Raw genomic sequence first — 16,107 nt, 5'->3', positions numbered from 1 at the left:
CCTGTTGTATCCTGTCGAATAAATTATGAAAAGTTATAAAGGCTGACTTAAAACGCAAAAACAGAATCTAATTCAGCATAGCACAGGATGCTAAAATTTTATAAATATGATATTTTCGAGCTTTACACTTCAACATATACTATTTATGAAATTTACATTTGCGTTTTTTGTTTTCTTGTATTCAAGCTTATCTATTGCACAATCTTTTACTGGTGATTTTAAAGAATTAGTTTCTGAAAATGAAAACATTATAACTCTAAAGACAGAAGAAGCTACAGTGAAAATAGAACTCTGTACTGCAACGATGATTAGAGTTAGAACAAGTTGGAATGGCGAATTTGAAGCCAATGAACCATGGATGGTTACTAATTATAGTTGGAGTAAAGTACCATATACAATAGAGAATAATGCTAATGACCTCTTAGTTACAACAGATAAAATCTCTTTAAAAGTACTTAAATCACCATTTACAATAGCTTTTTATGATTTAGAAGGTAATCTGCTTACTTCAGATTCTGAAAACGGATATTCTATAAATAATAAAAAAGTTTCATCTTCTAAAAATCTTCAAAAAGATGAACACTTTTTTGGTTTTGGTGAGCGAATGGATTTCTTAGATCGAAGAGGTAAGGAGGTAAGATTAGATGTTGGTAGAGGTATAGGATTGCCACATATTGTTGGCGCGTACAATGTTTTAGAAGCTAATTACTGTCCGGTTCCATTTTTTATGAGTACTAAAGGTTATGGTATTTTTCTTCATAATTCGCATCCTTCTAATTGGGATATGGGTTATTCTAGTAACAAGACTTATACTTTTTCTGCTGAAGGTGGCGAAATGGATTACTATTTTATGTATGGTCCAAATTTTACTTCAATTTTAGACAGTTACACATCCTTGACAGGAAAGTCTCCATTGTTACCAAAATTTGCTTTAGGGCTTCAAGTTGGTACCTATAGTGGTGGTACTTGGGGGCATGAAGAAAAAACTTCTACAGATTATGTTGTTGATTTAGCAAAGAAATTTAGAGCATTAAATATTCCTTTAGACGTATTGCATTTGGACTCAACTTGGAGAATTTTTGGGGAAAATGGAGGTAAAGGAGCTACGTCGTTTGAGTGGAGAGAGACCTTTGTTAATCCAGAAAAGATGTTCAAAGATTTATATGATCTTAATTTAAATATGGTTGGAGTGCATCTAAGACCAAGATTTGATAATGGAAAGAATTTAAGATTATTAGACGAAGCCCGAGCAAAAGGCTATGTCTACCCAGAAGATGATAATCCTGGAGAATTCGTCAATTTTTTCGATGAAGAAGCTGTTAATTGGTGGTTTGATAATGGTGTAAAACGCGTTGCAGACCAAGGCGCTATGTTTTTAAAAACAGATGAAGGCAGCGCTTTTGGAAGAAAAGCAAATGAGAGTAATAAAACCGGACCTCAAGGTGAAAACATAAAATCTTTACATAATATATTTCCGCTAGCTTATGCTAAAGCAGCTTATAAACAATTTGAAGATTACAACAAGCTTAGAGGCATGAACAACACACGCGAAGGTTTTGCCGGCATACAACGTTACCCGTTTATTTTCGCTGGTGATTGGCCGAGTGAATGGCAGTATTTTGAACCAGTAATAAAAGCTGGACTTAACATTGGACTTTCTGGTGTTGGTAATTGGGCGCATTGCATGGGAGGTTTTGAGCATGTGGCAGACCCAGAATTATATATAAGATGGACGCAGTTTGGTCTTTTAAGTCCTATTGCACATCTTTTTGGCATGGAGCATCCTAATTATAAAGAACCTTGGAATTATGGTGATGAAGCTTTACGCATTTTTAAGCAATATGATGAAATGCGTTACGAACTTATTCCGTATTTATACAGTAATTCATATGAAAATCACACGAAGGGAACACCTCAAATGCGAGCTTTGGTTTTAGATTTTCAGGATGATGAAAACGTCTATGATATAACAGATCAATATATGTTAGGTGAGAGCTTGATGATTTGCCCTGTGACAGAAAAAGGAGCAAAAACCAGAGTGGTTTATTTACCAGAAGGCACATGGACAAATTACTGGACAGGTGAAATATATCAAGGAAAAAAGTATTACAGTGTTTTATGCCCAATAGATCAACTACCTATATTTATAAGAGAGGGAGCTATCATTCCGAAGCAAGAATTGGTTCAATATATTGGCGAAAAGGAATTTTCAAAATTAACTATAGAGGTTTGGCCTAATGCCTCAAATACATTTACAATCTACAATGATGATGGTAGAACACTGAGTTATCAAAATGGTAATTTTAATACTACTGAATTAAATCTAAATGTTAGCGATAGTCATATTACTTTCAGAATAGCAGCTACTAATGGCAAATATAAAACTGGTGACATTAGTTATGATATAAAACTTCATATGTTAAATAAACCAGCTTCCGTAAGTGTTAATAATGAAAATATAGATTTTGATTACATCGATAGTGTTTTAACGATTTCACCTCAACTGAAGAGCAATGAAGAAATTAAAATATTAATTAAGAAGTAGTTTAAAAAGATATGTGAGAAAAAAAATATTAAAAATGAAAAAATATAAACTCGAAATAGCACAAATTATTGTTACCTCTTTATGGCTATTTATGATTTATTTGTTGTTTTAATAATAAGGTGTTAATTAGTTTTTACTTTCAAAAGCGCCTAAGTCTGGGGCTTTACCATTAAAGGGAAAACCAATATCGTAACCAACATCAATTAAATCGCTAGATGATTTTAATTTTAAGAAATTGATATCAGGTAAACTACCATCTTTTTTTCGAGGTAGGATTAATTCATTTACATTGAGACTTATAAAATCATTTGCGTCTACGGTTACGGATAAATCAAAATAATTATTTCTTAGGATGCAATTATCCTTATCGATATTAGATAATTCTTCAGTATCTGCCGAAAGCCCTAAATTATTAACCAAATGATGGTCTTTACCAGGAATATCTACACCATATTCTTGTGGATTTAATGCTTTGCAATTAAGCATATTGTAATTGCGCTTATTCGCATATGCACTGTTGTTAATCCAGTTGTTTCCTTCTAAATGGTGGTTGGCGTAGAAACCACTTTGTTTGTTCCCAGCTGCAATAGAAAATTTAATTGTATTTCTAGGAATAGGTGCATATTTAAACATAATTTCATTAAAATCTGATCTATCTTTTCCGTATCCACCAATTTTAAATCCGTTGCCATCACCACGGCTTGTAACGTTCTCTAAGGTGCCATCATCACTAGAAAAGCCATTGTAAAACGCCCAGCAATTATCTATTAAAACTGGTTCTCCAGAACTAATAGTGTCAAAGCCATCATCGCTATTTAACCAAGCTCGGCAGCCTCTTAGCACATTACCAGTATCACCATTTTTAACATGCACGCCAAAACCATCGGCATTACCACCATAGCCATTTCTATTTAGGTGATCATAGTTTCTATAGGCGTCACAATTTAAAATAAGATTGTCTTTACCCTTGGTGATATAAACACCAATAGCCATATTGTCGTACATATTTACTGTTTCAATAGTAATATTGTTTCCACCTTCTATTTTAATACATTCAGATTGTGAGTTACCCACTTTTATTGTTGCTTGTACACCAGTAATATCAATACCTTTAATATGAATATTTTCACCTTTGATATAGAATGCTATAATGCGTTTTTTTGGCACCTTTATATTGGAGAAATCAAAAATTGGTTGTTCGTCTTTGTATGCATAATAGTTAATACCATTTTTATGTAATTCAGTCACATATGCCCAAATCCTATAGTATTTAGCAATTTGATTTTCTCGCATTATATAACGACCACCTCGTATAAAAACCGTGTCGCCTTGTTTAGCAATATCTTGAGCTTTTTTTATCGTTTCTAAAGGCTTGTTTATACTACCATTGTTAGTGTCATCACCATTTGGTGCCACATAAATGTTTGAAGCAGATATCGAAAAACTACTTAAAAATAACAGTAAAATGACTGGTTGAAATTTCATAATAAAACCTATTTTATAGAAATCTAAAATTAGAGTTATGCTAAAATAATCGCAACCTGTTGTATCCTGTTTGTGTTTTGCAATCTATTAATAATGCGGTATAGCACAGGATACTAAAGCGTAATATTTCAAATACATTTGAGTCACTAATCATCAATTAACATAATGAAAATTAGATACAAATTTTTGTTCATTTTGTGCGGCTCGTTAGTTATTATGGCTTGCAAAGAGGCAGTTAAAGCACCAGAAGAAACAGCAACAATTCCTAATATTTTGGTCATAATTGCAGATGACGCAGGCTGGAATGATGTTGGTTATAACGGCTCCGAAATTAATACACCAAATATTGATGAATTAGCAACAAATGGAGTGCAATTAGATCGGTTTTATGTTAACCCAACATGTTCACCATCTCGCGTTTCATTGTTAACAGGTATGCCTGCAAGTAGAATAGGTGTTGTTGCTCCAATTAGCGGTCGCAGTAACAAAACTTTGCCAGATTCCATTACCACATTGCCTCAAGCCTTAAAAATAGCAAACTATGAAAATGCCATATTCGGGAAATGGCATTTAGGTTTGGATATTGATAATGGACCAAATGCTTTCGGTTTTGATTACTCGTATGGATTTTTACATGGACAGATAGATCAGTACACTCACAAATACAAAAATGGTGATGATAGTTGGTATAGAAATGATGAAATGATAGAAGAAGAAGGTCATGTTACGGACCTTATTGAAAACGAAGCTATAGAATGGATTGCTAATAAAAGGGATAAGAGTAAACCTTTCTTTGTGCAATTGGCTTATAGTGCGCCTCATTTTCCATTGCAGGAAGAAGACAAATGGAAGGAACCTTACCTCAATAAAATAGAAAATAATTCAAGAAGAGATTTTGCGGCAGCTATGGCACATATGGATTATAGTATCGGACGAATTATACAGAGTTTAAAAGATCAAAAAATTGATGATAATACCCTTATAATATTTTTGAGTGATAATGGAGCTATGGAAAACTGGTATCCGAAAGCGCAATATAATGGAGCGCATGGTCCAAACGATGTTCTAGGTAGTAATCACCCTCTAAAAGATTGGAAAACTTCTAATTTTGAAGGAGCTATTAGAGTGCCTGCAATAGTGTATTGGAAAGACCATTTAAATCCTCAAGTCAATGCTAATTTTATTTCTATAAGTGATATTATGCCAACTATACTTTCACTGATAGAACAAGAAATTCCCGATGATGTTGAAGGTGTTAATGTATGGCCATCATTATTAAATCCTAAAATTAAAACTTCTCACGAAATTTATGTTAGAGGTCATAAGCAAGAAAGTCTAATTCAAAGACCATGGAAATTAATTCGACAACGTTTTAAGGATGCTTCACCTTCAAACTATCAACTTTTTGATATTGTAAGTGACTCAGAAGAGCAAAACAATTTAATAGAAAAGGACACAGTTTTAGCGAACAAATTGAAAGTTTTACTTCAAAATCAATTTAATAAAGATGATACATCTGTAAACAAGGACCTTTAATTGAAGAATTAGATATGGATAATTATATAAGACATGCTTTTAAGATGAAACTAAAATCTGGTTTTGAAAAGGAATATAAAAAGCGGCATGATGAAATTTGGCCAGAATTAAGTACACTGCTTTCTGAAACCGGAATTAGTGATTATAGTATTTTTTTAGATGAAGAAACTTTAATTCTTTTTGCGGTTCAGAAGCTTCACAAGGATTTTAACAAAGAGGTATTGCCTAATCATCCATTGGTTAAAAAGTGGTGGTCTTATATGGCAGATATTATGGAAACTAATAGTGATAATTCTCCTAAAGAGAAACCACTAGTAGAAGTTTTTCATTTAGATTAAAATCATTTAAACCACAAGCTATTAAAATGAAGATTTCTATCCAATTATTATTTGTAATCATATTAGGATCTATAATTGTCGCATGTAAGTCTAGTGTAAAAGTAGAGGCAAAGAACACTATTGAAGGCTATACAATTGATGAGCTTCTGTATGAGGATAATTTTGATAAGGTTGATCTTTCGCAATGGATAATTGAAACGGACACACTACGCAATACAGCCGTAAAAGTTGATAATAAGAAATTAATTATCGATGTAGATTGTGGTGCTACGGTTTGGTTAAAAGATAAACTTTCAGGTAATGTATTAATTGAATACGATAGAATGGTTGTTGTTGAAAATGGTTCAAACGATAGACTTTCGGATTTAAATCAGTTTTGGATGGCAAATGATCCAAATAATCTAAACCTATTTACAAGAAACGGAACGTTTTCGCAGTATCACGATTTAGAGCTTTACTATTTTGGTATAGGAGGTAGAAGTAACACAACAACACGTTTTAGAAAGTATTTAGGAACTGGAGAACGGTATTTAGTAACAGACCATACAGACCCACAATATTTTTTAAAACCAAATAAAACCTATCATATAAAAACGGTAATTTATAATGGCACCACTAAAGTCTTTATTGATGGTGAAGAATATTTTTCTTATACTGATTCTGCTCCACTAACTAGTGGGTATTTTGGTTTTAGAACTACAAAATCGAGGCATCTAATAAATAATTTTAAAGTCTATAGGTTAAAGTAGTTATGCTTTGATGTTTGTATCTATATTATTCCCTATAATTCATAAAACGAATAGCTGCTTTTATTTATAAATAGAAGCAGCTATTATCATTTTAATATATGTTGGAATACAACGCTATTGAACCGTAATTATTTTTGATACTAATTGATTATTTGATCCTTTTAAGGCAAGAATATAATTACCTGAGGCTAGCGATCCTCTTTTTATAGTGATAGAATTTTTACCAGTAACAAAATTTTGTTCTGGCAAGTCATAAACTTTAACACCTAGCAAATTGTATACAGAAAGACTAATCTTGTCAGATTGGTCTAGAGTAAAAACTACTTTAGTTTCATCTACAAAAGGATTAGGGTAGTTTGAAAATTCAACTTCGTTATTAAAATCAGTGACGCTAAGTGCAACATTATATTCGTTATGTCCTAAATCTGGTGCAGAACCCTCAAAAGGAAAACCAATGTCTGCTCCAGCATCTAATAGATCACTAGAAGGTACAATTTTCATAAAATCAATATCAGGTAAGCTACCGTCTGCTTGCCTAGGAAGCATTAACAAATCTTCATTAAGACTATAAAAATCAGCAGAATTAACAGTAACACTAAGGTCAAAGTAATTATTGGTCAAAGTACATTCAGGTATATCAATATTAGTTAATTCTACTAGTGTAGCACTTAATCCTAAGTTATTAGCTAAAACATGATTCCAACCAGGTACATCCACATCGTAACCAGAAGAGCTCAATTCTTCACAATTTAGCATATTGTAATTACGTTTATTTTTATAAGCACTATTATTATACCAATTGTTTCCTTCTAAATGGTGATTTGCATAAAAACCACTTTGTTTATTACCCGCTGCAATACAAAACTGCACTGTATTGGATGGGATTGGAGCATACCTTTGTAAAATTGTATAATAAGGAGTACCACCTGCACCATAACCACCAACCTTAAAGCCATTGCCATCACCACGGCTAGATAAATTATTTAGATCTCCTGTACTCGAAGAATATCCATTATAAAACGCCCAACAATTCTCAATAATAACTGGCTCACCAGAATTTATTAAATCAAATCCGTCATCACTATTCAACCAAGCTCTACATCCTCTAAGAATATTACCTGTATCTCCATTGCGTACATGCACACCAAAACCATCTGTATTACCTCCAGTACCACCTTGAGATACAGAATCCCAGTTTCTGTATGCATCACAATTTAAAATTAGGTTATTAGAGCCTCTTAATATATAGACGCCAATAGCCATATTATCATACATGTTTATATTTTCTAAAGTGTTATTACTTCCTCCGTTGATTTCAAAACATTCTGACTGAGTGTGAGAAGTAATAGTAACCTGTACACCAGTAACATCAATACCTTTTATATGAATATTATCTCCTGTTATGTAGAATGCGAATATACGTTTGTCTGCAGGTGTAACATTTGTATAGTCAAAAATTGGTCTTTCATTTTGATAAGCAAAATAATTAATACCATCTTTATCTAGTTCTGTTACATAAGCCCAAATACTTTCGTATCTAGCAATTTGGCTTTCTTGCATCATATAAAGTCCACCGCGTATATAAACAGTATCACCTGAGGCAGCTAATTCTTGTGCTCGTTGAATTGTAGCGAGCGGATTATTTATTGAACCCGTATTTGTGTCTAATCCATTTGGCGCAACATAAAAGTTGTTAGCGTAACCGATTACATTAATAGCAAAAAATACCAGGTTTATTATTGTTTTATTTCTCATAATTTTTAAAGTTAATAGGATAATTCGAAAAAATATTTTTTAAACACACATTGTGATATCGTTAATGTTTACAGGATATAATTGCATCTTTATAAATTTATTTTATACAAACTTAGGCATTCTATAATAAAAGTTATTTTTAACAGGATTCTACAGGATAGACAATTCTTAAACAAAACATAGATTTGTTATATCCTAAACTAATCTTTGGACAGAGTTTATAAAAAAAAGATCTGTTAAACTAAACTAAGCTAAAATAAATCACATGAAAAATAAACTAATATTTCTATTCATATTAACCATATCAACATCTTTTTTGTTTGCTCAAACTGTGGTTACAGGAACAGTTAGATTAAGTGAAGATAATTCACCATTACCAGGAGTGAGTGTTATTGTTAAAGGTACAAATGTTGGAGCAGTCACAGATTTTGATGGTGTATATTCCATAACGGTACCATCAAACGAAAACATTTTAGTTTTTTCTTATTTAGGTTATAAAACACAAGAAATAGCTATTGATGGTAAATTACAAGTAAACTGTGTGCTTGTTGAGGATCTTAACGAATTAAATGAGGTAGTATTAATAGGTTATGGTGCTGCTAAAAAGACAGATGTAACAGGTGCAGTTTCTTCAATAACTTCAAAATCCATTGAAGATAGACCAATTGTTAGGGTAGAGCAAGCGTTACAAGGACAAATAGCAGGTGTGAGTGTGCGAGCAACAACAGGTGAGTTAGGTGCTCCATTATCTATTTCTGTCCGCGGAGGAACTTCAATATCTGCAGGAACAGAACCTTTGTATATTGTAGATGGTTTTCCTGCGGAGGATATTTCTGATTTGGTTCCTGCCGATATAAAATCTATAAGTGTTTTAAAAGATGCATCTCAAGCTGCAATATATGGATCACGAGGAGCTAATGGAGTTGTTATCATAACCACAAGAACAGGTGAAAGTGGAAAAACAAAATTTACTCTTAATTCTTATTATGGAATTCAAACTGTAGAGCGAAAAATAGATTTATTAACTGCAGAAGAATGGATTGATATTAATAGAGAAGTTAAAAACAAGGCTTGGGTTAATTTAGGAATTCAGAGAGGTATTCCTTATACGGCAGATGACTCCTATGACTATAGACTTTCGCAACTTGGTGGTGAAGTTAATACTAACTATGTTTCTGATCCTAGATGGGATACTGGTGAAGGCTTAACTTATGTTGATTGGCAAGATGAATTATTTAGAGCAGCTGGAATACAAGAACATCAAATTACTGCATCTGGTGGTTCTGAAAATATTAAATATTATATATCTGGAACTATTTTGAGTCAAGAAGGAATTATTCCTTACACAGATTATCAAAGATTAAATTTTAGATCTAATATAAATGTAAAATTTAATGAAAAACTTTCATTAGCATTTAATGTTTCTCCTACAACTTCAATTAATACAGGAGGTGGAACTTCGGGTAAAGATGCTCAAGTTCATTACGCTTTAGAAATGGCACCAGTTGTAGAAGAAGATGCAGGTATTAATACAGGTTCTTACCCTTACCCTACGTATCAATGGGCAGGTTCTAAAACTAGTCCGATAGCTTATTTGAGAGAGTTACATCAAAAAGATAGACAAATGAGTGTTAGAACTAACATATCCTTAAATTATGAAATTATTAAAGGGTTAAATGCTAGAGCTGAAGGCTCATACTATGGTGCGTCTAGAACTTTTCATAGGTATATACCTACTAGAATAGCCTCAAGAAATACAAACGAGGAAGAAGGTTCTTTGAGTAATGCTCGTTTGGACACCTATAGAGATAATAAATATGTTGCTCAAGGTATATTATCTTATGATAAGACTTTGGGTAAGCACTCTTTTGGTGCTCTAGTTGGATCTGCAATAGAATCTAGATGGAGAGATGCATCACGACAAATTCATAACCAAATTAATAATGATGTTTTAGTAACTTTTAATGAAGTAACATCAAATGTTCGTACTAGTTATTACCAATTTTCTCAAGATAGGTTACTATCCTTTTTCGGAAGAGTTAATTATAATTATGACGATAGATATTTATTTTCAGGAAGTATAAGGAGAGACGGATCTTCTAGATTTGGTAAAAATAATTTCTATGGAGTTTTTCCATCATTTTCTGTGGGTTGGAGAGTAGATAAAGAATCTTTCATGGAAAATGTAAATTCAATTAGTATGTTGAAGTTTCGATATGGTTTTGGAGAAACAGGTAATAATAGTATACCATTATATAGAGCTTTTGGTAATATTGCTACAGCTAATTACTCATTTAATGAAGGTGTTAATTTTGGAAATGCCATTGGATCTATTGAAAACACAGACTTAGGGTGGGAAAAAACGTTATCTTCTAATATAGGTATAGATTTAGGTTTATTTAAGAATAGAGTTTTTCTTTCAGTAGATTATTACGATAAAAAAACATCAGGTATGTTACTAGATGTGCCTGTAGCTTTATCAACAGGATTCTCTAGCGGATATACTAATATAGGTGCTATGAGAAATAAAGGTTATGAAATAGAATTAACTACTAAAAATTTAGTAAATGAATTTAAATGGAATACAAATTTAAATTTCTCTCACAATAAAAATGAAATTGAGGCTTTAGGTCCTAATGGTACACCAATACCAACAGGTTTTCAAAACAGAACGCAAATTCATCAAATCGGTAGCGCAGCTTTTTCTTATTATATGTACGATGCTATTGGTGTATATAAAAATCAAGAAGAGGTTGATAATCTTCCATCTATGGCAAATACTATTCCTGGTGATGTAAGGTATAGAGACGTTAATAAAGATGGGGTTATAAATGAAGAAGATATAACTATTGTAGGTAGTCCTCAACCAGACTTTTATTGGGGTTTTACCAATTCGTTTAGTTATAAGTTTTTGGATTTATCAATACTTATTCAAGGTCAGCAAGGAGGTGAGGTTTACGGTTTAATAGGAAGAGCTATAGATAACCCGAGTGGAGCTACATTACATAATAGACCTGCTCATTGGAAAAATAGATGGAGATCTGAAACCGATACTGGTGATGGTGTTACTCCAAGAATTGATGGTACTACAGCGGGACTCTATGATTCTAGATGGTTATATGATGCCACTTATTGGAAAATTAAGAACATTACATTATCAGCAACTTTACCAGAAAATATAATAGAAGGTATTGATAAATTTAGAGTTTATGTATCTGCTGATAATGTTTTTATGGTAGATAACTATGATATTGGTTTTTCTCCAGAAGCACTAAATACAGATGGCGGTGATTATGGAGGGTATCCATTATCTAGAGTGATATCAATAGGAATAAATTTAGAATTTTAAAAATATAAATGATGAAAAAAGTATATATCTTAATCGTATTAATAGCAACTATTTTTGTGTCTTGTGACGATTATTTAGTATTAGAAAATCCAAACGCCATTGATAGTACTCAATTTTTTCAAGATGAGGACGATGTTTCTGCTGCAGTAACTGGAGTTTATGCCGAATTGAGAAGATATCCGGAGTTGTATAATATTTATTTAAGTGAAGTTAGGTCTAATAATATCAATTTTAATATTTCTAATGCTCAAAGAGATGCAGTCGATATTTCTAGGTTTAATGTATCTCAAGTAATGGTTACTGTAGAGGATGCATGGCAATACGGTTATGTTGTTATTGCTAGAGCAAATAAAGTTTTAGAGGTTCTAGATGAATTAAATTTACCAAACCAAGAATTTAATACTAAAAGTAGAGGAGAAGCTAGATTTCTACGCGCTTATGCTCATTATAACTTAGTTAGAACATTTGGTAGAATTCCTATAGTTGACGAAACATTGTCTCCAGAAGAAGGAGTATCAATAGGCCAGTCAGAAACTGAAGAGGTGTATGCCTTTATAGAGGAAGATTTAAACATAGCAATAGATAATCTAGCTGATAGTTATCCTGGTGAAGAGGGTAGAGCAACCAAAAGAGCGGCTAAGGCTTTATTGGCAGAGTTATATTTAACATGGGCAAGTTATCCTGTGCAAGATTTATCAAAATTAGATGCTTCAATTGCATTATTTGAAGAGTTAATACCAACATTAAATTGGGCTTCAAATTTCGAAGATTTATTTAAGGTAGAAAATGACAATACTTATTCTTTGTTTGAAGTGCAGTATGTATCTGGTACAGCAGGTATTGGTGCTACATTTCCATCTCAATTTTTATCAAGTAATTTTTTGCAGTTTCCTTTTAATGGAGGTGTGCCTCAAATTCGTCCAAGTCAAGACTTAATTGATTCTTTCGATCAAGAAAATGACCTTAGATTTAATGCCAGTGTAGATACTGTATATACGAATAACTTTTTTCTTCAGCAACAAGATAATTATATTAAAAAATGGTTTGAGACAGACGAAGTTCCTAATCTTTTAAGTAGAAGCGATTGGCCACATAACTATCCTATTATAAGACCCGCAAGTATTTATTTAATGCATGCAGAAGCTTTGAATTTAAAAAATGGCGGCCCTACAACACAAGCCATTCAAAGTCTTAACATGACTCGTTCTCGTGCAGGTCTTACAAATGCAAATCCAGTAAATGCTCAAGAATTTAATGAACTATTAAAAAGTGAGTATAGGTATGAATTTGTTGGTGAAGGTCAGTATTGGCATTATCTTGTTAGATCAGAGCAAGCGGTAGATGTTATGAATGATTTTTTTACAATGATAAACGAAAGTATTACAATAAACGAAAACAAACTTGTATATCCAATTCCATTTTCTCAAATGCAAATAAGAGAAGGATTGTATACACAAAATCCAGGGTATTAATAATAATTAAATATTAATCTATATAAACGAGTTAATAAATTGTTTTGACTTTCAGTGATTAACTCAAACTAATTAATCTAAATTCAATAAATTATGAAGAAAAATTATTTTACTTTTTTATTTGCAATATTTTCTATTGTAATGTATTCTCAAACAGTTAATACTGTTAGAGATACTTTAGGCGTGGCATTTTATGCAGAATATACTACCGTAGCCAATACATCTGGTGTAACTTTTACTTTGAGTCTTACTGAAAATGCTGGTGTCTTAGCAGACATAGCTGAAGTAGAAATTTATAGAAGTTATGGTGATAACCGTGTAAATGGTAGAACAAGAATTGCTAAAGGAATTACTGACGGATCTTCTGGAAGTGTTGTATTTGTTGATGATTCTCAAGTATGGACAGATGATACAAATTCACCTACTGGTTATACTGGTGATGGCGCATTCGATGTTGGTAGACCAACATCTTATTCGGTAAAAGTTATTACTAGTGATGGTACTGGCTTTAGCTCATCTAGAGCAATTCCATCAGTTTATATTGATGATGAATTAAATCCAGATTCAGCTATAGCTGATCCGATTAATGATGATATGACTTTATTAACGCGTGTTTATGAAAATTATCCTACAGAAGAAACGGCACTTTTAGTGATAGGATTAGTTCCTTCAACTAATTATCCAAGTGATCCTTATCAGTTATTTGTAGATGCTATCCAAGCAAGAACAGGTGATGGAACCGTTAATTGGGGTAGTTTTCCATGCTTTATTAGCGAGGTGCTTTACAACGAAGTATCTGCATTAGATGGCAGAGGTAGAGATATACCTGAGTCGAGAATTTTTTGGAGTAACAAAGGTGTTACGTATCATTTAGTAGAAAAAGATAATATCAATGCAGAAGATATTGATGCAAATGGTATGACCAATGTTTCTTTTAAAATTGGACGTCCAAACGCTACACAACCAGATAATGGTATTACTAGCTACAATAGTCTTGTTTCTGTTCCTATTCAAATTACGGGTGTACTAAGTGTTGATGATGCTACTAAAGTTTCAACAATAGTTAGAGCTGTGGATAATAGAGTAATTGTTTCTAATGTTCAATTAGAAACTGAAATTAAAATCTATAATATCACAGGATCCTTAGTGAAAACGATTAATACTAATGAAGATCTTGAATTTAATTTTAATACTGGTCTTTGGTTAGCTACTATTACTACTGCTGAAGGACAAAAATCAGTTAAGTTGTTAGTAATGTAATCGAAATAATTTCTACAGCTTAAAAAAGGTCTCATTCTTAATGAGACCTTTTTAATTTTTAGGTTTTCAAAGTTTAAAAATAAAGCTTTCAATAAGGCTTTAACTTAATAATCTAAGTTAATAATCGAACCTCTTAAGCCAATTGCTTTTGATGTTTTAAGTACTTCCGCCAAACTTTTTGCAGTAAAATCTGCCCCTTCTATTCCTGTATGTGTATGATCTTTTGGGAAGAAATATTTTACCTTTTCTTTACCTAGTTCTTGGTATTTTTTTGCAACAATATCACTTAAATTAATAAATAGCGCTTGTTCTTTTTCTGCTACTTCCTTAGCCCATTTTACATATGTACTATCTCTTTGCTCAACCACATTGCTTGGCCATTCATTTCTTGGTGTTATACTTAAAACAATAGGCATAGCTCCTTTGGCTTTTGTGTCTTTTATCATTTTTGATAGATACCAACCAAAAGTGTGTACAGTTTCTTCTATGCTATCTCGTTGTACAATTTGTGTTTCATTTCCAATACCCTTTAAAGAACCTCTAAATTTTTTAGTGTCTATATGACCTGCATCATTATGCCCAAACTGAATAAAAATCACATCTCCTTTTTGAAACTCAGATTTTGCCTTATCCCATAGGCCTTCATTAACAAAAGTTCTAGAACTTCTCCCACCTCTAGCTTTATTGTAAATATTTACTTGTGTTGTATCGCAATATTTTAAAAATGGAACGCCCCAACCTACGGCATTTTTATCATTATTGTTCGCCATTGTAGAATCACCAATTAAGAATATATTTTTTTTCTTTGGAAGCTGAACCAATGGATTTGAAAGTAAAAATTGCTTTAAACTGCTATCCGTTTTTTTGATTTCCTCAATAATAATTGAAGCTGCCATAACCGCACCTTTTGCTGAGGTATGCGTATGATCGCGTTTATAAAAATACGTTCCAGTAGTGTTTGCTTCTCCCAATTGCTCTAATTGTGATACCATTTTATCATTTAAATCTATAAACGTAGTATTTGTTTTTTCGGCAATTTGTTTTGCCCACAAGCCATAGGATTTATTAATTCTAGGAACTTTTTTTCCTTCCCATTTATTTCTTGGAATTGGTGACATTATAATTGGGATAGCACCTTTTTCTAGAGCTTCATTGACCATTTTTTCTATATACCAACCATAGCTGTGAACAATCTCATGATTACCAGTAATCATATTATTTATTTCCTCAGTTTCGTTACCAATACCTTTTATGGTACCTCTTGCTCTTATGGTGTCATTTATGGGCCCATTATCATTATGTCCAAATTGAATAAGGACATAATCGTTTTTTTTTAATTTACTCCGTACAGCTTCCCATAGCCCTAAATCTCTGTAAGTACGGCTACTTGTACCACCAAGTGCATGATTCTCAATATTTATTTTTGTAGTATCTAAATATTGCCCAATAAAATCTCCCCATCCCCAAAGACCACCATATCCATCGCCTTTTCCATTTTTTACAGTAGAATCTCCGACAGTATAAACCGTAGGTTTTTCGGTTTGCTTTGAATTACAATTGACTAATAAAAGTACAGCAAACAGTACAATGCTTATTTTTAATATCTTCATTATTAAAT

General features: G+C 32.4%; 10 protein-coding genes. 7 read left to right on the top strand and 3 right to left on the bottom strand.

What is annotated here, in order from left to right; all coding sequences use genetic code 11:
- Positions 1 to 145 precede the first annotated feature (145 nt).
- Positions 146 to 2,545 carry a glycoside hydrolase family 31 protein gene (locus tag H8K90_RS09170; RefSeq protein ID WP_222611340.1) on the top strand — a complete coding sequence of 800 codons (2,400 nt, stop codon included), beginning with the start codon at positions 146 to 148 and terminating at the stop codon, positions 2,543 to 2,545.
- Between the two features lie 126 nt (positions 2,546 to 2,671).
- On the opposite strand, the gene H8K90_RS09165 is transcribed toward H8K90_RS09170, so the two are convergent.
- Positions 2,672 to 4,030 (bottom strand): right-handed parallel beta-helix repeat-containing protein, encoded by a 1,359-nt coding sequence (locus H8K90_RS09165; protein WP_186845661.1) that lies wholly within the window; start codon positions 4,028 to 4,030, stop codon positions 2,672 to 2,674.
- 216 nt (positions 4,031 to 4,246) lie between these two features.
- Between H8K90_RS09165 and H8K90_RS09160 the strand changes: the two genes are divergently transcribed.
- From H8K90_RS09160 to H8K90_RS09150, 3 genes are read left to right on the top strand one after another with little or no spacing between them, the layout of a single operon-like run.
- Positions 4,247 to 5,566 carry a sulfatase-like hydrolase/transferase gene (locus H8K90_RS09160; protein WP_246457641.1) on the top strand — a complete coding sequence of 440 codons (1,320 nt, stop codon included), beginning with the start codon at positions 4,247 to 4,249 and terminating at the stop codon, positions 5,564 to 5,566.
- A gap of 14 nt (positions 5,567 to 5,580) precedes the next feature.
- Positions 5,581 to 5,904 (top strand): L-rhamnose mutarotase, encoded by a 324-nt coding sequence (gene rhaM, locus H8K90_RS09155; protein ID WP_186845659.1) that lies wholly within the window; start codon positions 5,581 to 5,583, stop codon positions 5,902 to 5,904.
- 26 nt (positions 5,905 to 5,930) lie between these two features.
- Positions 5,931 to 6,653, top strand: coding sequence for a DUF6250 domain-containing protein (locus tag H8K90_RS09150; protein WP_186845658.1), 723 nt, complete (start codon positions 5,931 to 5,933; stop codon positions 6,651 to 6,653).
- A 114-nt stretch (positions 6,654 to 6,767) separates the two neighbouring features.
- Here the strand turns inward: H8K90_RS09150 and H8K90_RS09145 are convergent, their stop codons facing one another.
- Positions 6,768 to 8,408 carry a right-handed parallel beta-helix repeat-containing protein gene (locus tag H8K90_RS09145; protein ID WP_186845657.1) on the bottom strand — a complete coding sequence of 547 codons (1,641 nt, stop codon included), beginning with the start codon at positions 8,406 to 8,408 and terminating at the stop codon, positions 6,768 to 6,770.
- Positions 8,409 to 8,673: 265 nt separating this feature from the next.
- Between H8K90_RS09145 and H8K90_RS09140 the strand changes: the two genes are divergently transcribed.
- From H8K90_RS09140 to H8K90_RS09130, 3 genes are all read left to right on the top strand, one after another.
- On the top strand, positions 8,674 to 11,757 hold the full coding sequence (locus tag H8K90_RS09140) for a SusC/RagA family TonB-linked outer membrane protein (protein ID WP_186845656.1): 3,084 nt from the start codon (positions 8,674 to 8,676) through the stop codon (positions 11,755 to 11,757).
- An 8-nt stretch (positions 11,758 to 11,765) separates the two neighbouring features.
- The gene (locus tag H8K90_RS09135; protein WP_186845655.1) at positions 11,766 to 13,229 is read left to right on the top strand and encodes a RagB/SusD family nutrient uptake outer membrane protein; all 1,464 of its coding nucleotides are present in this window, start codon (positions 11,766 to 11,768) and stop codon (positions 13,227 to 13,229) included.
- 93 nt (positions 13,230 to 13,322) lie between these two features.
- Positions 13,323 to 14,489, top strand: a complete 1,167-nt coding sequence (locus H8K90_RS09130) for a T9SS type A sorting domain-containing protein (RefSeq protein WP_186845654.1) — start codon at positions 13,323 to 13,325, stop codon at positions 14,487 to 14,489.
- 104 nt (positions 14,490 to 14,593) lie between these two features.
- Here the strand turns inward: H8K90_RS09130 and H8K90_RS09125 are convergent, their stop codons facing one another.
- Positions 14,594 to 16,099, bottom strand: a complete 1,506-nt coding sequence (locus tag H8K90_RS09125; RefSeq protein ID WP_186845653.1) for a rhamnogalacturonan acetylesterase — start codon at positions 16,097 to 16,099, stop codon at positions 14,594 to 14,596.
- Between the last annotated feature and the right edge of the window lie 8 nt (positions 16,100 to 16,107).

This window comes from Winogradskyella echinorum, assembly GCF_014297365.1.
In the GTDB taxonomy this organism is placed as follows: domain Bacteria; phylum Bacteroidota; class Bacteroidia; order Flavobacteriales; family Flavobacteriaceae; genus Winogradskyella; species Winogradskyella echinorum.
The sequence above is the reverse complement of the archived record's forward strand: the minus strand, read 5'-3'. Positions and strand labels throughout refer to the sequence as shown.